18 protein-coding genes and 1 pseudogene are annotated in these 20010 nt (G+C 70.9%); 13 read left to right on the top strand and 6 right to left on the bottom strand.

Annotated features, from left to right (window positions below):
* Positions 1-25 precede the first annotated feature (25 nt).
* Positions 26-1039, top strand: a complete 1014-nt coding sequence (locus AC27IY_RS32130) for a TauD/TfdA family dioxygenase (protein WP_487180197.1) — start codon at positions 26-28, stop codon at positions 1037-1039.
* Positions 1040-1169: 130 nt separating this feature from the next.
* The gene (locus tag AC27IY_RS32125; RefSeq protein WP_487180196.1) at positions 1170-2129 is read left to right on the top strand and encodes an alpha/beta hydrolase; all 960 of its coding nucleotides are present in this window, start codon (positions 1170-1172) and stop codon (positions 2127-2129) included.
* A 131-nt stretch (positions 2130-2260) separates the two neighbouring features.
* On the opposite strand, the gene AC27IY_RS32120 is transcribed toward AC27IY_RS32125, so the two are convergent.
* Both AC27IY_RS32120 and AC27IY_RS32115 read right to left on the bottom strand, forming a co-directional pair.
* The gene (locus AC27IY_RS32120; RefSeq protein ID WP_487180195.1) at positions 2261-3010 is read right to left on the bottom strand and encodes a glucose 1-dehydrogenase; all 750 of its coding nucleotides are present in this window, start codon (positions 3008-3010) and stop codon (positions 2261-2263) included.
* A gap of 248 nt (positions 3011-3258) precedes the next feature.
* Positions 3259-3780 carry a cupin domain-containing protein gene (locus tag AC27IY_RS32115; RefSeq protein WP_487180194.1) on the bottom strand — a complete coding sequence of 174 codons (522 nt, stop codon included), beginning with the start codon at positions 3778-3780 and terminating at the stop codon, positions 3259-3261.
* A 144-nt stretch (positions 3781-3924) separates the two neighbouring features.
* On the opposite strand from AC27IY_RS32115, the gene AC27IY_RS32110 reads away from it, so the two are divergent.
* A complete protein-coding gene (locus AC27IY_RS32110) occupies positions 3925-4593 on the top strand; it encodes a TetR/AcrR family transcriptional regulator (protein WP_487180193.1) in 669 nt (222 codons plus the stop codon).
* 331 nt (positions 4594-4924) lie between these two features.
* On the opposite strand, the gene AC27IY_RS32105 is transcribed toward AC27IY_RS32110, so the two are convergent.
* Complete coding sequence (locus tag AC27IY_RS32105) at positions 4925-5365, bottom strand: MarR family winged helix-turn-helix transcriptional regulator (RefSeq protein WP_487180192.1); 441 nt, start codon at positions 5363-5365, stop codon at positions 4925-4927.
* A gap of 64 nt (positions 5366-5429) precedes the next feature.
* Here AC27IY_RS32105 and AC27IY_RS32100 point away from each other — a divergent pair, with 64 nt between their 5' ends.
* Positions 5430-5960 carry a hypothetical protein gene (locus tag AC27IY_RS32100; protein WP_371247729.1) on the top strand — a complete coding sequence of 177 codons (531 nt, stop codon included), beginning with the start codon at positions 5430-5432 and terminating at the stop codon, positions 5958-5960.
* A 71-nt stretch (positions 5961-6031) separates the two neighbouring features.
* Here the strand turns inward: AC27IY_RS32100 and kstD are convergent, their stop codons facing one another.
* A complete protein-coding gene (kstD, locus tag AC27IY_RS32095; RefSeq protein ID WP_487180191.1) occupies positions 6032-7795 on the bottom strand; it encodes a 3-oxosteroid 1-dehydrogenase in 1764 nt (587 codons plus the stop codon).
* A gap of 422 nt (positions 7796-8217) precedes the next feature.
* Between kstD and AC27IY_RS32090 the strand changes: the two genes are divergently transcribed.
* The 9 genes and pseudogenes from AC27IY_RS32090 to AC27IY_RS32050 form a co-directional block, all read left to right on the top strand.
* Positions 8218-9249, top strand: a complete 1032-nt coding sequence (locus tag AC27IY_RS32090) for an SIS domain-containing protein (protein ID WP_344207916.1) — start codon at positions 8218-8220, stop codon at positions 9247-9249.
* On the top strand, positions 9249-10094 hold the full coding sequence (locus AC27IY_RS32085) for a PfkB family carbohydrate kinase (protein ID WP_344207915.1): 846 nt from the start codon (positions 9249-9251) through the stop codon (positions 10092-10094). The genes AC27IY_RS32090 and AC27IY_RS32085 overlap by 1 nt, the downstream gene beginning before the upstream one ends.
* On the top strand, positions 10091-11002 hold the full coding sequence (locus AC27IY_RS32080) for a transporter substrate-binding domain-containing protein (RefSeq protein ID WP_344207914.1): 912 nt from the start codon (positions 10091-10093) through the stop codon (positions 11000-11002). The genes AC27IY_RS32085 and AC27IY_RS32080 overlap by 4 nt, the downstream gene beginning before the upstream one ends.
* Positions 11003-11064: 62 nt before the next feature.
* Complete coding sequence (locus AC27IY_RS32075) at positions 11065-11979, top strand: amino acid ABC transporter permease (RefSeq protein ID WP_344207913.1); 915 nt, start codon at positions 11065-11067, stop codon at positions 11977-11979.
* Positions 11979-12743, top strand: coding sequence for an amino acid ABC transporter ATP-binding protein (locus AC27IY_RS32070; RefSeq protein WP_487180190.1), 765 nt, complete (start codon positions 11979-11981; stop codon positions 12741-12743). Before AC27IY_RS32075 ends, AC27IY_RS32070 begins: the two co-directional genes overlap by 1 nt.
* Entirely contained in the window at positions 12743-13708 is a 966-nt protein-coding gene (locus AC27IY_RS32065) for an ornithine cyclodeaminase family protein (protein WP_487180189.1), read from the top strand. Before AC27IY_RS32070 ends, AC27IY_RS32065 begins: the two co-directional genes overlap by 1 nt.
* A 90-nt stretch (positions 13709-13798) precedes the next feature.
* Entirely contained in the window at positions 13799-14938 is a 1140-nt protein-coding gene (locus AC27IY_RS32060; RefSeq protein WP_371247739.1) for a LacI family DNA-binding transcriptional regulator, read from the top strand.
* Positions 14935-16098 (top strand): NAD(P)/FAD-dependent oxidoreductase, encoded by a 1164-nt coding sequence (locus AC27IY_RS32055; RefSeq protein WP_487180188.1) that lies wholly within the window; start codon positions 14935-14937, stop codon positions 16096-16098. The genes AC27IY_RS32060 and AC27IY_RS32055 overlap by 4 nt, the downstream gene beginning before the upstream one ends.
* 135 nt (positions 16099-16233) lie before the next feature.
* Positions 16234-17299: pseudogene (locus tag AC27IY_RS32050) on the top strand (aldehyde dehydrogenase family protein); the annotation flags it as partial.
* Positions 17300-17339: 40 nt separating this feature from the next.
* Here AC27IY_RS32050 and AC27IY_RS32045 read toward each other — a convergent pair.
* Positions 17340-18956: a sulfatase-like hydrolase/transferase gene (locus AC27IY_RS32045; RefSeq protein WP_487180187.1), complete on the bottom strand. Its 1617-nt coding sequence runs from the start codon at positions 18954-18956 to the stop codon at positions 17340-17342.
* A gap of 88 nt (positions 18957-19044) precedes the next feature.
* Entirely contained in the window at positions 19045-19905 is an 861-nt protein-coding gene (locus tag AC27IY_RS32040) for a sulfotransferase family protein (RefSeq protein WP_487180186.1), read from the bottom strand.
* Between the last annotated feature and the right edge of the window lie 105 nt (positions 19906-20010).

The raw sequence follows: 20010 nt of genomic DNA, 5'->3' as shown, positions 1-20010 counted from the left end.
GCCGACGCACAGCACGTTCATCAACGTGATCGGCACCTGCTCCTTTGCCCAGAGCCTGCGCTGTAGGCGAAGCCATTCCGCTGAGGGCGATGAAGGGATGCCGCGCGCCGACCTGAACGTGATGGTGGAATTGAAGGGGGCAGGCATGGTGGCGGAGGTGCTGGGGCCGGCCGGATGGCTGGGCGCTGAGCTTGGAGACAGCGGTGACTGGCGGGTCTCTCTCGACGAGCGGCAACGACGGGAGATTCTTGACGCCGTACGGGTTGAGCAGGGCATCGCGGGATTCCCGCTGCCGACGCTCGGACCCGTCGTGCGGGACGTACGTGAGCAGCTCGTGAACGGCCGCGGGTTCGTTCTGCTTCGCGGGGTGCCGGTGGATGAGATGAGCGAGCGGCAGTGCGAGGCCGCCGCGCTCGGTCTCGCCGGTCATGTCGGGCGGATCGTGCCGCAAGGTCCGGACGGGGCGCCGCTGATGCACGTACGCGACGTCGGCGCCGACCCGGCCCGCGCCACCACCCGCAGCTACCAGCACAGCGGACGGCTCGGCTACCACAGCGACCCTAGCGACGCAGTCGCCCTGCTGTGCGTGCGCCCGGCCAAAGCCGGCGGACTCAGCTCCATCGTCAGCTCCGTGGCGGTGCACAACGAGATCGTGCGCACCCGTCCCGACCTGGCGGAGGTGCTCTACCAGCCGTGGTGGCACGACCGCCGCACCGGAGACGGCCCCGACAGTTTCTACCTCAAACCGCTGTGCACGCCGCGCCCCGGCGGCGGAGTGTCCATCGCCTACGGGCCGGACTACCTGCGTTCGGCGCTGCGCGGCGCCTGCGTGCCGCCGTTCACGCCGGCGCAGGTGCAGGTGATGGATCTGCTCGACCGGTTGACCGGCGATCCCCGTTTCGCCTTGACCATGGACCTGCGGGCGGGCGACCTGCAGCTGCTCAACAATCACATCGTCCTGCACAGCCGTACCGAGTACACGGATCACCCGGAGCCGGAGCGCCGCCGTCATCTGCTGCGCCTCTGGCTGACGACGTAGGGGCGGAAGGTCGTTCCAGGAGATCAGGCACAACGCGCGTTTGCCGAGATGGCAACGGATTTTGGCCCCTGGGAAGCCGCGCGCCTAGGGTCGGCGTGATCAAGGAAGCGCAGGTCGAAGAGGGGGCACGATGAGGGTCGAGCATCGGATCTTGGAAGCGGGCGCGGGGCGCAGTCACCTGGTGGAGCAGGGCAGCGGGCCGCTGGTGCTGCTGGTGCACGGGTTTCCCGAGTCGTGGTACTCCTGGCGGCGGCAGCTGCCCGCGCTGGCGCGGGCGGGCTACCGGGCTGTCGCTCTCGACGTACGGGGATACGGGCGCTCGTCCAAGCCGCAGGACCCCGCCGCCTACCGGATGCTCGACCTGGTCGCCGACAACGTCGCGGTCGTGCGGGCGCTCGGCGGGTCCTCGGCGGTGATCATCGGCCACGACTGGGGGGCGACGATCGCCGCGCACTCCGCGCTGCTCGCACCGGAGGTTTTCCGCGCGGTCGGCATCTTGAGCGTGCCCTACGCGCCGCCGGGCGGTCCCCGGCCGAGCGAGGCGTTCGCTCAGATGGGCGGGGACGAGGAGTTCTACGTCTCGTACTTCCAGGAGCCCGGCCGGGCCGAGTCCGAGATCGAGCCCGACGTGAGGGGCTGGCTCGCCGGGTTCTACCGCGCCCTGTCCGGTGACACCATGGCCGGACCCGGCGCTCCCGACCCGCATTTCGTCACCCGCGAAAACGGCATCCTGCGCGAGCGGTTCCCCACCGGGGCCCTGCCGTCCTGGTTGACGGAGGAGGATCTCGATTTCTACGCCGCGGAGTTCGAGCGGACCGGTCTCACCGGAGCGCTCAACCGCTACCGCAACATGGACCGTGACTGGGAGGACCTGGCTCCCCACGCCGGGGCACCGATCAAGCAGCCGTCCCTGTTCGTCGGCGGCAAGCGGGACGCCTCCACCATGTGGCTGTCCGACGCGATCGACGCCTACCCCCGTACCCTTCCGCAGCTGACCGGCAGCCATCTCCTGGACTGCGGCCATTGGATTCAGCAGGAACGCCCCGACGACGTCAACCGCCTCCTCCTGGAGTTCCTCGACAACCTCTGACCGCACCGCCACGGGCTGCGCCCGACTGCAGGCGGGCGGCGGTGGCGTCGTCACCACAAGAGCCTCGGATGACATGAGCGACAAACTGACGATCGTGCGGTGCCCGTCCGAGGTCCAGCACCACCATGCTGTTACTGGGGCAGGCCCTGGTAGTCGGCCTGTCCGGCGATCTGTCCGCCGTCGCCGGCCACCTCGCTGCCGGTGACGAACCGGGAGTCGTCGCCGGCGAAGAAGAGCACGATCCCGGCAATGTCATCCGGCTCGCCGACCCGGCCCAGCGCGACGTTGCTGGTGTCGAAAGTGACGCCGGCGGTCATCGGGGTCTTGATCTGCCCGGGATGGACGGCATTCACTCGGATCCCATACGCGCCCAGCTCCAGCGCGGCGGTCTTGGTCAGGCCACGGACCGCCCACTTGGAGACGACGTAGCCGGACATCCTCGGCACCCCCTGCAACGCTCCGACGGAACCGATGTTGACGATCGATCCACCGCCTGCCCGTTTCATCGCCGGGACCACGGCCTGGATACCGTTGAAGACACCGATCAGGTTCACGTCCAACGTGCGTTGCAGCCGCGCGATGTCCCACTGCTCCAGGGGAGCCGGGTCCGCGATGCCCGCGTTGTTGACCAGGATGTCGACGGAGCCGAACCGCTTCTCGGTCCGGTCGACGACCCGGGCCCACTCCTCCGGAGACCGGACATCGAGCTTCTCCATGATGGTATTGGGTCCGAGTTCGTCGGCGAGGTCCTGCGCCGCGGTGACGTTCACGTCAGCGATGACCACGTTCGCGCCCTCGGCGACGAGCCGCCGGACGGTGGCGCCGCCCATCCCCATTGCGCCGCCGGTGACCAGCGCTGTCTTACCCGTTACTCGCCCCATGGCGAGCTCCTTTCCCGCCTTGCACCGACCCGGTGCGAAGGCTGTCATTCGTCGAATTCGGTGCCCGGATGACGTGCTCACAGGCGGCCCTCGTCCTGCGTCCGGCTGCCGGCGGCGTTGATCTCACTGCCGCGGTACGGCGAACGGTCAGCACGACTGTGTCCTCTGCGGCGAGTGCCGCTCAGGAGATCTCCCGGTCGAGGCCGGAACCGGTAGTGATGGATGCTGTTGTACATGGCGAGCACGGCTCAGTCCCAGTCGTGGTCTCCCGGAAGTAGCACCATGTTGTGGGCGCCCAGGATGTCCACCATCTCGTTGAACTTCTCATCCGGCCAGGGCTCCGGGGCTCGGTCCGTCTCGCCGTACGCCAGGAAGAAGGACTCCGGTCCGGCGGGCGTGTAGAAGACGAGGAGCCTGGCCGGCTCCGTGCCGATGTTCTTGAAGCCGTGCCGCGTGCCCTTGGGGATGTACACGAAATCGCCGGCACCGGCCGTGATCTTCTCGTTCCCGTTGATGAACGCGAATGCCCCGGAGACGACGTAGAACGCTTCGTCCTCCTTGGTGTGGATGTGCGGCTGGTTGCCATGGTCCGGCTCGATGAGACCGTCCATGAAGGCGAGTGCCCCGTCGGTCTGTTCTCCTGTGACCTTCACCGCGAACGTCTCATGCCCGGTGAGCCGGATGACACCTCCGTCCTTTCGGACGACGAAGCCGTTGGCGGCCGTCCACACAGGGTCGTCCTTGTCCGGGAGCGGCAGGTTGAGAGACATGCTGCGATCCTTCCTCGCGGTGCGCCGTTTGTTGAATATAAGTCATTGAATGACAGTCAATCAAGTTGGAGCATGGAGACCGCGCGCGACATGGCCCGATACGCTGATGACAGGGCAAGCAGACACCGTCGGGGAGGATCAGGCGTGACCCAGTCCGTCACGGGCAAGCCGCCGACGCGGCGGCAGCTGGCCGCCCAGGAGACGCGCCAGAAGCTGCTGCACGCCGCGCTGGAGTGCTTCTCGCAGCGCCCCTACGCGGATGTCACCGTCGGGGACATCGCCCGCTCGGCCGGAGTCGCCCACGGACTTCTGTCCCACCACTTCAACGGCAAGGAGAGCCTCTACGCGGAGGCCGTACGCGAGATCGACCGGCAGCTCCGCGCCGCCGCGAAGCTCACCACCGACGGGCCCGTCCTCGAACGTCTCCGCCGCCATCTCACCGCCCACCTGGGATTCCTGGCGGAGCACGAGGACGCCGCCCTCAACCTGATCCTGCGCCGCGCGGAGGGCACCGACGCGGCAGGGGAGGCCTTCGAGGCGACCCGCCGGGAGGGGATCCACGCGATCTGCCGGCTACTCGGCCTCGACGCGGACGACCCGGCGCTCGAGTTGCCCATGCGCGGCTACTCCGCCGCCTGCGACGAAACCGCCCGCCACTGGCTCAGAAGCGGCCGCCCACACGAGGTCGCGGCGCTGGTCGACATGTGGATCACCTTTCTGTCGGGCGCGATCCGAGCTGCCTGCGATCTCGCGCCGACCCCTGCCCTGAACGAGGCGTTGGAGGTGCTCCAGGCCGGACGCTCCCGCAGCTGAGGCGCGATTCGGGCGCGGCTGACCCCGCGCTCCCCAGACTCGACCACGCCGCTTCCGGGGGTGACCTTGTGCCTGCCGAAAATTCCATCCACGCAGTTCAGGCAGCATGTGAGTATTCGTAGATGACTCCGCCGCAGCCCAGCCACCGACGCCCTGCAGGCCGCGATCGACGCACTGCATCATCAGATCACCCGCTGGTCGCACCCATGCCTGTTCGCCGTCGCGGACACTTTCTTCGGCCGCTACGACATTCACGCCGGGGTTGAGGGCACGATCTCCCAGGCCGTCCGAGCCGGCCAGATCCGGACTAGCTAGCCGCCGAGCCCGGGCGTCAGCCGGCCCCTTCGCCGGACAGGAGGCGATCGACGAGGGCCTTGAGGGTTTTGGCGTCGTCCGGGCCGAGCCGGTCCAGCAGGTGACGGCGGGTGGCTGTCTCCAGTGTCGGCAACGTCGCGTCAAGCACCTGCCTGCCCTGCGGGCACAGCGCGACCTCCATCCCGTTCGGGACCTTGTCGCGGGCCACGTAGCCGCGGTCGGTCATCCGGGTGAGCAGGTGCGACAGCCGGGTCCGGTCCCAGCCGAGGGCGGCGGCGAGGGCGTTCTGCCGGAGGCTACCGCCGGACTCGTGCAGGCAGACGAGGACGCTCAGTTCCGGCTCGGACACGCCGGAGGCCGCGGTGGTCTCGGCGACGACAGCGGCGCGGATCGTCTCGTGGGCGCGTTTCCAGCGCAGCCACAGTTCAGTCCCTTCGCCCGGCCCAACTGTTGACATATCAACGCTTCTCTTTCTAGTGTTCGACCCGACCGGACAACTCGACGTACAGAGGACCACTCCCATGCTCGATCCCGGACGGCACTACGCCGGCCTGCGCCTGGTGGCGCTCCTGCCCCTGCTCCTGTTCCTTCCTGCCGTGATCGCCTTCTTCGTGGACCCGGACGTGGCATGGGGAGAATACCTGGGCGTCTTCTTCCACCTCTCGATCCTCTTCCTGGTATCGCGGCTGGACGCGGCGTCCTGGGCCAAGGCCGCAGGGTACGGCTGGGTGACGCTCGACGTGCTCGCCGGCATTCTGATGATCAACGGGGTCGAGTACGACACGGCCTGGGCGGTCCGGCTCGGCGGCCACGTCCTCGCCGGCGTCTGGATCGTGGCGAGTTCCCTGGTCAGCCGTTCCTGGCCGGTCCGCGTGGTCGGCGTCGTCACCGGCGTCTGGCTCGCCGGCTACTCCTTCGTCGGCGCCGTTCTCGCCGAGGAGTTCCTCCGCCCGGCCGGGATCATGATCCTGGTCTGGTTCGCCCTCCTGGCGATCTTCCACCGTGACGATCCCATGCACTCGGCGACGACGACCAGCCCGGCGCCTGCCTGACACGAGGACCGAGATGCGCGAGCGTGGGCGGCGCGGCCGCGGGCAGGCGACGAACCGTCACAGCGGGAAGCTCAGGGCCGCGTCCCCGCGAGGTCGTTGGCGGCGATGTAGCCGAACGTCATGGCCGGGCCGATCGTCGAGCCGGAGCCGGCGTAGCTGTGGCCCATGACCGCGCCGCTGGCGTTGCCGGCCGCGTACAGGCCGGGGATCACCGAGCCGTCCGCCCGCAGGACGCGGGCGCGGGCGTCGGTGCGCAGGCCGCCCTTCGTGCCCAGATCACCGGGGACGATCTTGAAGGCGTAGAAGGGCGGCAGCCAGAGCGGCGCCAGGCACGGGTTGGGCCGCACGTACGGGTCGGCGTAGTAGTGGTCGTAGGCGCTGTCGCCGCGGTGGAAGTCGGGGTCCCGCCCGGTCAGGGCGAACCCGTTGAAGCGGGTGACCGTGGCGCGCAGGGCCGCCTCGGGCACGCCGATCTTCCGGGCGAGCTGCTCGATGGTCGGGGCCCTGAACAGGGCGCCGCTGTCGTACCAGGAGTCGGGGAAGGGCAGCAGCGGGGCGAGGTCCTTGAACAGGTACTTGTTGCGGTACTGCTGGTCGACGATCAGCCAGGCGGGGATGTGCGGGTCGGACGGGCTGTTGCGGTCGTACATCACGTGCACGACGTCGCTGTAGGGGGCGGCCTCGTTGACGAAGCGGCGGCCGCTGCCGTTGACGATGACGCAGCCCGGCAGCGTACGCTCGGCCAGGCAGAAGTACGGCTCGTCGGGCAGCGGGATCACCGGCCCCCACCAGGCGTCGTCCATCAGGTCCAGGGCCGCCCCGGCCCGCTCGCCGGCCTCGATGCCGTCGCCGGTGTTCTCCTTGGCGCCGACGGTCCAGCTCGTCCCGATGGGCTGGCGCTGGAACTCCGCGCGCATGGCGGCGCTGTGCTCGAACCCGCCCGACCCGACGATCACCCCGCGCCTGGCCCTGACCAGCCCGGCCGAGGTGACCACGCCCGCGACGCGGCCGTTCTCGACGTGCAGGTCGAGCAGCGGGGTGTTCAGCCACACGGGGACCCCGGCCGCCAGCAGCCCGGCCCGCAGTCCCCCGGCCAGCGCCTGGCCCATGGTGAGCGGCTTCTCGCCGCGCAGCGCGGCCTGCGTGCCGCGCAGCAGGCACGCCGCCGACACCGCCGCCCCTTGCGGGTTGACCAGGGCGAGGTTCAGCCACTTGTAGTCGGCGCTGAAGACGACCATGCCCGCCGGGGTCGGGATGTACGGCGCGTTGAGCCGGGCCAGCTCCGGCCCGAGGAGGTTGCCGTCGAACTGGTCGGGCTCGATGGAACGCCCGCCCGGCATGCCGCCGGGGAACTCCGGATAGTAGTCGGAGTAGCCGTCCATGAACCGGAAGCGCAGCGGGCTGTTGCGCATCACGAACGAGATCATCTCCGGTCCCGCGGCGAGGAACGCCTGCTGCCGCGCGGCCGGGACGGTGTCGCCCACCACGCGGGCGAGGTAGGCGGCGGCCTTGGCGGGCGTGTCCGGCACGCCGGCGGCGAGGATCACCTCGTTGCACGGGATCCAGATGCCCGCCCCCGACCGGGCCGCCGACCCGCCGAACGTCGGCGCCTTCTCCAGCACGACGGTGCTCAGCCCGCGCTTGGCGGCGGTGAGGGCCGCGGTCATGCCGGCGGCTCCCGAGCCGACCACCACCACGTCGTAGTCGGCGTCGGCGTAGGCCGGGTCCTGGCCGAGGGCCGCGCCGGTGACCATGATCCCGCCCGCGATGAGCAGGGAACGGCGGCTGCGCCCACGGGGGGTGAGGTCGTCCGAGGCCGGTGAGGCAGATCGCATCGGTGATCCCTTCGGACAGGGGCGAGCCGGTCGGCCCACCCGCCGAAAGCGAGCATGCGCTTGGTTGGTTACTCTGTCAACGTCCCTGGGACGCCGACGCACCGGCCATCACTCGCGTGGCCTGGATGAGGGCGTCGAACGCGTGCTCTCGCAGGTCAAGGAGGACCTCCCCGCCGATGGCGGGCCCGCGCAGCCGCCCGGCTCCGGCTTGACCGCCCCCTTCGAGGGATCCCGTTCTCCAGGCGAACGCCGTCCGCGCCACCCTGGCACCGCTGTTCCCGGCCGGGTTCCCCCTTCCCGCCCGCCGCGGTTCGCGAGCAGTGCCAGAGCTCTCGCCGCCGTCCGGCGACCTCTTGACGGTGGGCCACCGGGAGGGGCATCATCTACCGCATCTGAGATCGATCTCACATTGGAGCATCCTGATGTCGCAGGTACGCCAGCTTCTCCGTCCCCTCGGCGACATTCCCGAGACTTTCCGCGCCGACCTGGACCAGGCGGTGACCCCGGAGATCGAAGCCCAGGTGACCGCTTTCGTGAACAAGGCGCTCAAGCCGACCACCAGGGCCATCTACCTGGTCGGCTGCGGCGGATCGTTGTTCATGTTCGGCGCCATGCGATTCGTGCTGGAACGTTCCCCCATCCCGGTGGTCGCGATGAACGCCGACGAGTTCATGCTGCGCGGCCCCGCCGCTCTCGGCCCCGACTCGGTCGTGATCGCCGCCAGCACCAACGGCGGCACGCCCGAGACGGCGCGGGCCGTGCGTTTCGCCCGTGCGGCGGGCGCCCCCGTGCTGCTGGTCACCAAGGACCCCGAGAGCCTGGTGGCGAAGGAGGCGGCGGACATCGTGCTCCACCGCAGCGTGGAGGCCAAGCAGGTGTTGCAGGGCTACATCGCCTACGCCCTGCTCAAGGCCCAGGGCGTGGACAGCGACTTTGACGCCGCGGTCGCCGTGTTCCGCGACTGCGGAGCCGCGTTCGAGAGCGCGGTGCACGAACTGGACGACCGGCTGCGGGCCATCGCGGAGGCGTGCGTGGACGAGCCGTGCGTGTACGTCCTCGGCTCCGGCCCGCTGGAGGGCGCCGCCCAGACCTTCGCCGCGTGCTACCTGCAGGAGATGCAGCTCAAGCACGCCGTGGCCACCGGCTCGGGCGAGTTCCTGCACGGCGCGTTCGAGGTGATCGACGGCGGCGTGCCGGTGATCGTGCTGCTGGGCGAGGACGCCACCCGGCCCATGGGCGAGCGCGCCATCCGCTTCCTGGAGCGTTACAACGAACGCAACCACATCATCGACGGCGCCACCCTGTCGCTGCCGGGCGTGCCGAAGGAGCTGCGGGCCACGGTCGGCGCGTTCGTCATGGCCAGCGCTGTCACCGCCCGGCTGGCCCAGCACTTCGAGTCCTACTCCGGCCGGCCGCTGACCGAACGCCGCTACATGTGGCGGGTCGAGTACTGATGCGACTGGCCGCCGTCGGCGACAACATCATGGACTGCTACGTGGAGGCCGATCGCATGTTCCCGGGCGGGAACTGCGTCAACGTGGCCGTCCACGCGGCCCGCGCCGGCGCCCGCTCCTCCTACGTGGGCGCGGCCGGGCGCGACGAGCGCGGCGAGCGGCTGGCGGCGGCGCTGCTGGCCGAAGGCGTGGACATCTCCCGGCTGCGCAGGCTGGCCGGGCCGACGGGTTACGCCACCGTCGTCAACGTCGCCGGGGAGCGCACCTTCGGCCCCTTCGACCGCGGCGTGGCCCCCTTCCGGCTCGACGAGCGGGACCTCGAGTTCATCGCCGGGCACGAGCTGGCGCACTCCAGCTACTCGGCCGCCCTGGAAGAGCAGTTGCCGGCCGTCGCGGAGCGGGTGCCGCTGTCGTTCGACTTCGACGCCCACACCGGCGACGACTACGCCGCCGCGCTGATCCCGTACGTCACCTACGCCTTTTTCTCCGCCTCCCACCTGAGCGAGGCGCAGACGGCAGACCTGTTGCGCTGGGCCTGCGCGAAGGGCGCCCGGGCGGCGCTGGCCACGCGCGGAGCAGGCGGCGCGCGGCTGTTCGACGGGCATGAGCTGCTCGTCGAGCCGGCCGTGCCGGTGGACGTCGTGGACACGCTGGGCGCCGGGGACACCTTCATCGCGCACGCCCTGGCCGGGCTGTCGGCCGGGCTCGGCGGGCGGGAGATCCTGCGCCGCGCCGTCACCCGCGCCGCCGAGGTGTGCACCTCGCTCGGCGCCTTCGGGCACCCCTCACCTCTCACTCCCGATCTGGCCCCCGTAACCCCCCTATCAGCGGAGGAAACCACATGATCCGAACCAGCGGCCGCCGCAACGGCGCCACGCTCGCCGCGCTGTCGGCGTGCGCGGTCCTCGTCCTGACCGCCTGCGGCGGCGGCTCGCAGAGCGGGACCTCGGCCTCGCCCGCGGCCGCCACGGCAGCGGCCCAGGCCGCCGACCCCGCCGTCGCCAAGCTCGTCCCGCAAGGCGTGAAGGACATCAAGGTCGCCGTCTTCAGTGACTGGGCGCCCGAGGAGTACGCCGAGAACGGTGAGATCAAGGGCTGGAGCGTGGACGTCGCCAAGGCCATGGCGGCCAGGATGGGCGTGAACTTCGCCTACACCGCCACCGGCTTCGACATGATCATCCCCGGCCTGGACAACGGCCGCTACGATCTCGCCGTCGCCTCGCTCGGCGTCACGCCGGACCGGCTGGAGAGCCTCGACTTCGTGCCCCTGCAGAAGGAGGGCACGGCCTTCGGCTGGAAGAAGGGCGCCGGGCTGAACATCCAGAAGGTCGAGGACACCTGCGGCAAGACCGTCGCGGTGCTCACCGGCGCGTGGGAGTACAAGTACCTCACCGACAACAACGCCAAGCTCTGCGGCTCGACCCCGATGAAGATCGAGCAGTTCAAGGACCAGCCGTCCGCCGAGCTGGCCGTCACCTCCGGCCGGGTGCAGCTCGTCGCCGCCGGCTCCGGCAAGCTCAAGTACAGCGCCAAGCAGAGCGGCGCCATGGACGTCTCCGACCTGCTGGTCAACGCCGTCTACAACGGGCTGGGCGTGAAGAAGGACAGCCCGCTCGGGCCGGCGCTCAAGGCGGCGCTGCAGGCCGTCATCGACGACGGCACCTACACGAAGATCCGCTCGCAGTGGGGCGTGACCAGTCAGGGCGACCTCAAGCAGGCCGTCCTCATCACCCAGGCCAACCCCGAAGGCTGACCCCGTACGCACGAGAAGCCCGCCCCGCACGCCCCCGACCCCACTGACCAAGGAGCCCGACGATGACGATGGCAGAGCAGACGAGGGAGTTCCGCAGCGCCGAAGGCGTCCGGCGGGTGCCGCTGCGGCATCCCTGGTGGTGGGTCGGCGGTGCGGTGCTCGTCCTGCTGATCGTGGCGTTCGTGCACCTGCTGGTGACGAACGAGAACCTGCGCTGGTCGGTCGTCCTGCAGTACCTCTTCGACGCCGAGATCATGCGCGGCCTGCTGACGACGCTGGAGCTGACCGTGCTGGCCATGGTGATCGGGCTGGCCATCGGCATCCTGCTGGCGATCATGCGGCTGTCGGCCAACCCGCTGTTCCGGTCGGTGAGCTGGCTCTGGCTGTGGTTCTTCCGGGGCGTGCCGCCGCTGGTGCAGATGGTGTTCTGGTTCAACCTGGCCACGCTCGTCCCGACGATCTCGCTCGGGATCCCGTTCGGGCCGACGGTGGGAGAATGGGACACCAACACGCTGATCTCGTCGTTCTCGGCGGCGATCCTGGGGCTGGCCCTGACCGAGAGCGCATACGCGGCGGAGATGATCCGGGCCGGCATCCAGGCGGTCTCCAAGGGCCAGACCGAGGCGGCGCTGGCCATCGGGATGTCCCGCTACCAGGTGATGCGGCGGATCGTGCTGCCGCAGGCGCTGCGCATCGTCATCCCGCCGATCGGCAACGACCTCATCTCGATGCTGAAGTTCACCTCTCTGGTGAGCGTGCTGGCCACGCCCGACCTGCTCTACAGCGCGCAGATGATCTACTCGCGCAACTACAAGACGATCCCGCTGCTGCTCGTGGCGACCATCTGGTACCTGGTGCTGACGACACTGCTCACCGTGGCTCAGCAGCAGATCGAGAAGCGGCTCAAGCTGACGCGCGCCACCCCTGTGCGGACCACCAGGCAGCTGCGCTTCCTCCCGTCGATCGGAAAGGCGTAATGGACGTTCCCCTCCTGCGCATCGAGCAGGTCAGCAAGAGCTTCGGCGGCCACCGCGTGCTGTGCGACGTGTCCCTGGACGTGCACGCCGGCCAGGTGCAGTGCGTCATCGGCCCCTCCGGCTCGGGCAAGAGCACGCTGCTGCGTTGCGTCAACCTGCTGGAGACGCCCGACAGCGGCCACGTCTACCTCGACGGCGAGCCCATGGGGCACCACTGGAAGAACGGCGTGCTGCACCAGATGTCCGCCGGCCGGCTCGCGGTGCAGCGCCGTCAGATGGGCATGGTCTTCCAGGGCTTCCACCTCTTCCCGCACCGCCGCGTGATCGAGAACGTCACCGAGGGCCCCATGGTGGTCAACAAAGTCGACCGCGCCACCGCCCGACGGCAGGCCATGGAGCTGCTGTCCAAGGTGGGGCTGGCCGAGAAGGCCGAGGCGTACCCGGAGTCGTTGTCGGGCGGTCAGCAGCAGCGGGTGGCCATCGCACGCTCGCTGGCCATGCGGCCCAAGCTCATGCTGTTCGACGAGCCGACCTCCGCGCTCGACCCCGAACTGGTGGGCGACGTGCTCGACGTGATGCGCGACCTCGCCGGCGAGGGTATGACCATGGTCGTGGTCACCCATGAGATGGGCTTCGCCCGCGACGTCGCCGACCACGTGGTGTTCATGGACGGCGGGGTCGTCGTCGAGTCGGGCCCGCCCGAGCAGATCTTCGGCGCCCCCGAGCACGAACGCACCCGCTCGTTCCTTGCCAGGGTGCTGTGATGAGCGTCCTGGTGCTGTCGGACGCCCAGATCAGGGCGGTGCTCACCGCCGCCGACGTCGTGGCCGCCCAGGACCACGCCTTCCTGCTGGCCGCCGGCCAGGACAGGGTGCGGTCGGCGCACACCCACCACGCGACGTACGCGCCGGACGGGATGGCGTTCGTGCACAGCGCCGTCGTCGGCGGCGAGACGGGCGTGGCGGTCAAGTCCGGCACGCAGCAGCCCGGCAACGCCGAGCTCGGCCTGCCCGCGGTCCACGCCACGGTCACCCTGCACGACCCCGGCACCGGAGAGCCGGTCGCGTTGCTCAACGGCGCCACCATCACCGCGTTGCGCACGGCCGGTGGCCTCGTCTCGGCCGCCCGCGCCCTCGCGCCCGCCGCCGGACCGCACACGCTGGGCGTGCTCGGCGCGGGAGTGCAGGCCGCGGAGGTCGTCCGCCTGATGCGCGCGCTCCTGCCGGTCGGACGGGTGCTGATGTGGAGCCCGCGGCTCGCCGCCGGCGCCCGCCGACCGTCCGGCGGCGCCGAGGTGGCCGCCTCGCCTCGCGAACTGTGCGAGCGCAGCACCGTGATCGCCACCTGCACGCTCAGCCGCGTCCCCGTCGTCGAGGGCGCCTGGCTGCGCCCCGGCACGACCGTGCTCACCCTGGGTTCGTACGCGCCCGACCGCCGCGAGCTGGACCTCGCCTGCGCCGAGCGCGCCGACCTGACCTACGCCGACCTGCCCGAGCAGGCGCTGCGCGGCAACGGCCCGATCATGGAGGCCGTCGCGTCCGGCGTGCTCGCACCGGAGGCCGTCCGTCCTCTCGCGGACGTCCTGAGCGGGGCCGATCCGGGACGCACCCGCGGCGACCAGGTCGTCCTCTTCCACGGCAACGGCCTCGGCGTCCAGGACGCGGTGCTCGCCTGGCGCGCCTACGAACGGGCTCGCCGGTCGGGCACGGGCGTCGAAGTCGCGCTGTGAACTGCCGCCCTGCGGACGTCCCGCCCGTGAGTTACGCTGCCACCGCCCCGGCCGTCGATCACACGGCATCCCCTCGACAAGGAAGTGAACGTGGCGACTGAACCCGGACCGCCGAGACCGGCCAAGGGCGCGCGGCCCAACCTCAAGGACGTCGCGGCCCGCGCGGGCGTCTCCAGAGCCACCGCCGCCCGCGCCCTCGGCGGATACGGCTACAGCAGCCGAGAGGTCATGGAACGGGTGAGCGAGGCGGCCAGGGAGCTCGGCTACGAGGTCAATCGCATCGCCCGCACCATGCGCAGCGGCAAGTCCGACATCATCGGCTTCGTCTGCGCGGACATCTCCGACGCCTTCTTCTCCAGCGCCATGCGCGGCATCTGTGACGTGGCGCGGAGACAGGGCTCCAAGGTCATCGTCATGAACACCGACGACCAGCTCGCCCAGGAGCAGGAGGCCACCCGCGTGCTGCTCTCGCACGAGGTGGACGGCATCGTCATCACCCCCGTCTCCGTGCGCGAGCACGCCCACATCGACGCCGTCACCGATGCCGGGGTCCCGGTCGTCTCGCTCGACCGCCAGCTCAGCGACGCCGGCATCGACAGCGTCGTCGCCGACAACGAGGACGGCACCGCCCATGCCATCGGCCATCTCATCGCTCGCGGGCACCGCCGTATCGCCTTCCTGGGGTCCGTACAGCCGGAGGAGCCGCCTTCGCTGCGCATCGGCAAGATCCGCGCCAGCGTCGCCGGGCCGTCGCGTCCGTCGCTCGACCGCATCCGCGGCTACCTGCGGACGCTGGCCGGGGCCGGGCTGCCCGCCGACCGTGACCTCATCGCCCTCGTGCCGCAGGGCAGCGCGCCGGAACGCCGGCTGGAGGCGGTGGCGGCCGTGCTCGCGCTCGACGATCCGCCGACCGCCCTGTTCACCGCCGACAGCTACATGACCAAGAGCGCGTTCTCGCTGCTGTCGGAGCTGGGGGTGCGGGTCCCGGAGGAGATGTCGCTGCTCGGGTTCGACGACCTGGAGTGGACCACGCTGGTCCGACCGCGCATCTCCGTCGTCGTGCAGCCCACCTACGACATGGGACGCACCGCGGCCGAGCAGCTCTTCACCAAGATCGCCCACCCCGCGCCGGCCGGCGGCGGACGCGGCCGGCGCACGGTCGTCCCCACGCGGTTCCTCGATCGCGACAGCGTGGGCGGTTCTGCAATCGACAAAGGAACGGGTCCATGAACGAAACCGGGCGCGAACTGCCCCGCCACGCGTCAGTGGTGATCATCGGCGGCGGCTGCATGGGCGTCTCCATCGCCCACTCCCTCGCCGCGGCCGGAACCCAGGACGTGGTGCTCGTCGACAAGGGCCCGCTCGGGTCGGGCTCGACGTCGAAGGCCGCCGGCGGGGTGCGCGCGCAGTTCTCCGACCGGGTCAACATCGAGCTGGGCGCGCGCAGCCTGGAGACGTTCGAGACGTTCACCAGGCGCTTCGGGCAGGAGATCGACCTGCACAAGGCCGGATACCTGTTCCTGCTCGACTCGCCGGAGGCCGTCGCCGAGTTCGAGAAGAACGTCGCCGTGCAGAACGACCTCGGCGTGCCCAGCCGGATGGTCTCCGTGCGCGAGGCGGCCCGGCTGTCGCCGCTGATCGACGCCGACGGCCTGCTCGCCGGCGCCTACTCCCCCGCCGACGGTCACTGCACGCCCGAGTCCGTCGTCCTCGGGTACGCGGGCGCCGCCCGCCGGCACGGCGCCCGGCTGCTGCCCAACTGCGCCGCGACCGGCATCGAGCTGGACGGCGACCGCATCGTCGCGGTGCACACCGAGGGCGGGCGCATCGAGACCGGCACCGTCGTCTGCGCCGCGGGCGCCTGGTCCCGCACGGTCGGCGCGTGGGCCGGCGTGGACCTGCCGGTCGAGCCGCTGCGCCGCCAGGTGCTGCTCACCGAGCCCATCCCCGGGCTGCCGCCGACCACGTTCACGATCGACTTCGGCACCACGTTCTACTTCCACCGGGAGGGCCAGGGACTGCTGCTCGGCATGTCCGATCCGGAGGAGACGCCCGGCTTCAAGCTCGACCGCTCCGACGCCTGGCTGCCCAGGCTGGGCGAGGCGATGGCGCGCCGCGCGCCCGCCCTGATGGAGACCGGCATCGCCACCGGCTGGGCCGGCCTGTACGAGGTGACCCCCGACCACAACGCCCTCATCGGCGTCGCCAGGAACGTCGACCGCTTCCTCTACGCCACCGGCTTCTCCGGGCACGGCTTCCTGATGAGCCCGGCCGTCGGCGAGGTTGTCCGCGACCTCTACCTCGACCGGACGCCGTTCACCGACGTCAGCGGCTTCGACGCCGGCCGCTTCGCGCACGCCGGGTCCCGTCCCGAGCTCAACATCGTCTGAACTTGTTCTCCCAAGAAGCCTTATCCATGCACACGACGCTCCCCTCGCCGGCCGAGTTGTCCGCGCTCGCCCTGGAGACCGCCAAGCGCTGCGGCGTCGAGCTCACCGGCGGCACCGGCGGCGCTCACGACCGTGTCGCCGATCAACGGCGGCCGGCTGGCCGACGTGGACCGGGCCGGGGCCGCCGAGGTGGACTCGGCCGTGACGCGCGCCGGGCAGGCTTTCCTGGCCTGGCGCACGGTGCCCGCTCCGGTCCGGGGCGCGCTGGTCAAGCGGTTCGGCGAGCTGCTCACCGGGCACAAGCCGTACCTGGCCACACTGGTCAGCCTGGAGGTCGGCAAGATCACCTCGGAGGCGCTCGGCGAGGTGCAGGAAAGGATCGACATCTGCGACTACGCGCTCGGCCTGTCGCGCCGGCTGCACGGGCGCACGATCAGCTCCGAAAGGCCGGGGCACCGGCTGATGGAGACCTGGCACCCGCTCGGCGTCGTCGGGGTGATCAGCGCGTTCAACTTCCCCGCCGCCGTGTGGGCCTGGAACACCGCCATCGCGCTGGTCTGCGGCGACCCGGTGGTGTGGAAGCCGTCGGAGCTGACGCCGCTCACCGCGCTGGCCTGCGCCGCCCTGCTGGAGCGGGCCGCGGCCGAGCAGGGCGCGCCACGCCTACTCCCGGCTGCCGATCGGTGACCCCATGGCGGCCGGCACCCTGGTCGGGCCGCTGATCAGCGGCCGCGCCCCCGACGCCATGCAGCAGGCCCTGCGGGCCGCCTCCGACCAGAACGGCACCCTGCTGGCGGGCGGCGGGCGCAGGCTGGCGGAGCAGGCGCCCGCCGCGTACTACGCCGAGCCCGCGCTGGTGCGCATGCCGGAGCAGAGCACGGTCGTGCGCGAGGAGACGTTCGCACCGATCCTGTACGTCCTGACCTACAACGACCTCGACGAGGCGATCACGCTCAACAACGCGGTGCCGCAGGGCCTGTCGTCCAGCATCTTCACCCGCGACCAGGCCGAGGCCGAGCTGTTCATGTCGCCGGCGGGCTCGGACTGCGGGATCGTCAACGTCAACATCGGCACGTCCGGAGCCGAGATCGGCGGCGGGCGCGAGTCGGGTTCCGACGCCTGGCGCGGCTACATGCCGCGGGCCACGAACACGATCAACTACTCGGGCGAGCTGCCGCTCGCGCAGGGGGTCGAGTTCGACATCCGACGCGCCGGTCCCGGCCTCGGCAGCGCTCGCCCGCTCACACGAGACCGCGCTGGTGGTCGTAGGCACGGCGGAACGTGTGCCGCCTGCTGCCCGTGCGGAAGGACGCCGACCCGGTGACCACTCCGTGCCCGGGGACGCGGAAGGTCGCGCTGATCTTCTCGCCCGGCGCCAGCTCGGCCGCCTCCTGGCGGGCGGTCACCTTGCGCCCGCCCGGCAGGTCCAGCGCGAGCCGCACCCTCCGCCACGTGACGGCCGAGCCGTTGACGAGCGTCACGGTGACCCGGTCGCCCGAGACGGTCATCCTCAACCCGTACGGGCGGCGGGGATCGGGGCCGATCGACCGGTCGAGCAGCTCCATCAGCTCGCCGACCAGCTCCAGCCGTTCGGAGGCCAGGTCCTCGCGCTCGCCGAGGTCGGTGTCGAGGTCGTACAGCTCGATCCGGCCTCCGGGGCCGGCGCCCGCGATGCCGGGCGCGAACCTGATCGCCTTCCAGCGGCCGCGGCGGATCGCCTGCGCCTTGCGCGGCCGGTTCCACACCAGATGGTGGTGGCCGGGCCCGTCGCCGCCGTCGAACATGCCGCGGAACGAGCGGCCGTCGATCCCGTCGGGCGCCGGCACCCCGGCCAGGTCGGCCAGCGTCGGCAGCACGTCCCAGTAGGCCACCGGCCGCGTCTCGACCCGGGGGCGCAGCCTCGGCGACCAGGCGATCAGCGGCACCCGGATGCCGCCCTCGTACAGGTCGCGCTTGTCGGCGCGGAGCGGGCCGTTGGAGTCGAACAGGCCGGGGGTCACGCCCTTCTCGCGGTGCGGACCGTTGTCGCTCATGAACAGCACGATCGTGTTCGCGGCCTTGCCGGTCTCGCGCAGCGTGGCCACGAGCCGTTCCACGTGCGAGTCCAGCAGGGTGACCTGGGCGGCGTGACGCCGGTTGGGCCGGGTCCACGGCTGGTTCTCGTACGGGCCGGCGTCGCCCGGCACCACGCTCGGCGAGTGCGGCAGGATGGTCGGGAAGTAGAGCAGGAACGGCCGCTCGGACGGCTCCCTGATGAAGTCGACGGCCCGCCGCAGGAACAGGCCGGGCGCGTAGGCCCTGCCGCCCAGCGCCACCTTGCCGGCGTTGTGCCACAGGTAGCGCGGGTAGTACTGGTGGGCGTGGCGGTGGGTGATGTAGCCGAAGAACTCGCCGAAGCCGCGCTCGTTCGGGTGGGACGGCTGACCGGGCCGCTCGGGCCCGAAACCCCACTTGCCGATGCACGCGGTGCGGTAACCGGACAGCTGGAGCAGCTCGGCGAAGGTCAGGTCGTCCTCCACCAGCGCGCGCTGCGGGCCGCCCTCCGGGTTCTCGCGCACGGTGGAGTGCCCGGCGTGCAGGCCGGTGAGCAGGGAGCAGCGCGACGGCGCGCACAGCGGCGCCCCCGAGTAGGCGGTCTCGAACCGCACCCCTTCGGCGGCCAGCCGGTCGATGGCCGGCGTGGCGATCTTCTTCTGCCCCTGGACGCCGATCTCGCCCCAGCCCAGATCATCGGCGAGGATGATGAGGAAGTTGGGCCGGGGCGCGACCGCCGCCCGCGCCGGTGACGCGGCGGCGCGGACGGACAGGCCGGCGAGCGCGCCGGCCAGGAGGGTCCGGCGCGAGGGAGCGGTGATCATTCCTGACACCTTCGACGCCGTGCGTGATCGACATGCGAAGCGCGGACGAACGGCAGGCGGACTCTGCCGGAACGGAAGCCCGCGTCCGTCAGCAGTAGCCCCAGAGCCCGGCGATCTCCCTGAGCTCGGCAGGCAGCTCGTCGGCCGGGGGCAGCGGGCGGCCGGCGACGACCGTGCCGCTCTTGATCTTGTCCCGCCAGTCGCCCACCCCTTTCTCGAAGGCTCCGTGGTCCTTGTCGCCGTACTGGAGCATCCCCGGCTCCCACTCCACGCCCAGGAACGCGCAGAGCGGCCTCAGCGTCCCCTCCGGGTCCGCGACCAGCTCCTCGTAACGCAGCGTGTGACCCTCCAGGTGCGTACGGGCCTCCTGCAGATAGGTCATGTACGCCAGCGTCCGCGGCACCGCCTCGGTCATGGGCCGCTTGGCGGGGTCGGCCTCGTGCCACGACTGCACGATCGACATCGGGTGCCGCAGCAGGAACACGAACCTGGCGTCCGGCCAGCACGTCCTGAGCCGCTGCCACACGAACACGTTGCTCGGCGTCTTCTCGACCAGGATCGGCTTGCCGCTGCGCCGGAGCTCCCGGTGCAGCAGCCGGTCCCAGACGAGGTGCTCGACGTCGCTGTGGGTGTGACCGAGGAGCTGCATCGCCTGCCGTACGGGCTCGGTGGTGAACCCCACCGTCATGCGGCGGAAATGGGTCTCGATGGGCGAGTGGACCTGGCTGTGCGAGTTGAGGATCACCCGCAGCAGGGTCGAGCCGGACCGCACCGACGACAGCAGGAAGACGGGCTCACGCAGCAGCCGGTCGTGCGCCGGGTCCACCGGCCCGCGCACCGCGTCGCCGGGCAGCCGCTGCGTCTCGGGGGCGGGCCTGGGCGGCGGCGGCGGTTTCGGCGGCCCGGCCGCCCGCTGCCTCCCCGCGCGGGTGAGTGTGTAACCGGTCAATCCCTCGAGTGTCGCGTTGGCCCTGTACTTCCAGCTCATGGCCCGTCAAGGTACGGGTGACCGGTGAACCCCTGGTTAACCCGCCCTGTGAGGTTCGGCTGCTTT

This window comes from Nonomuraea sp. B208, from assembly GCF_057536035.1.
The sequence above is the reverse complement of the archived record's forward strand: the minus strand, read 5'-3'. Positions and strand labels throughout refer to the sequence as shown.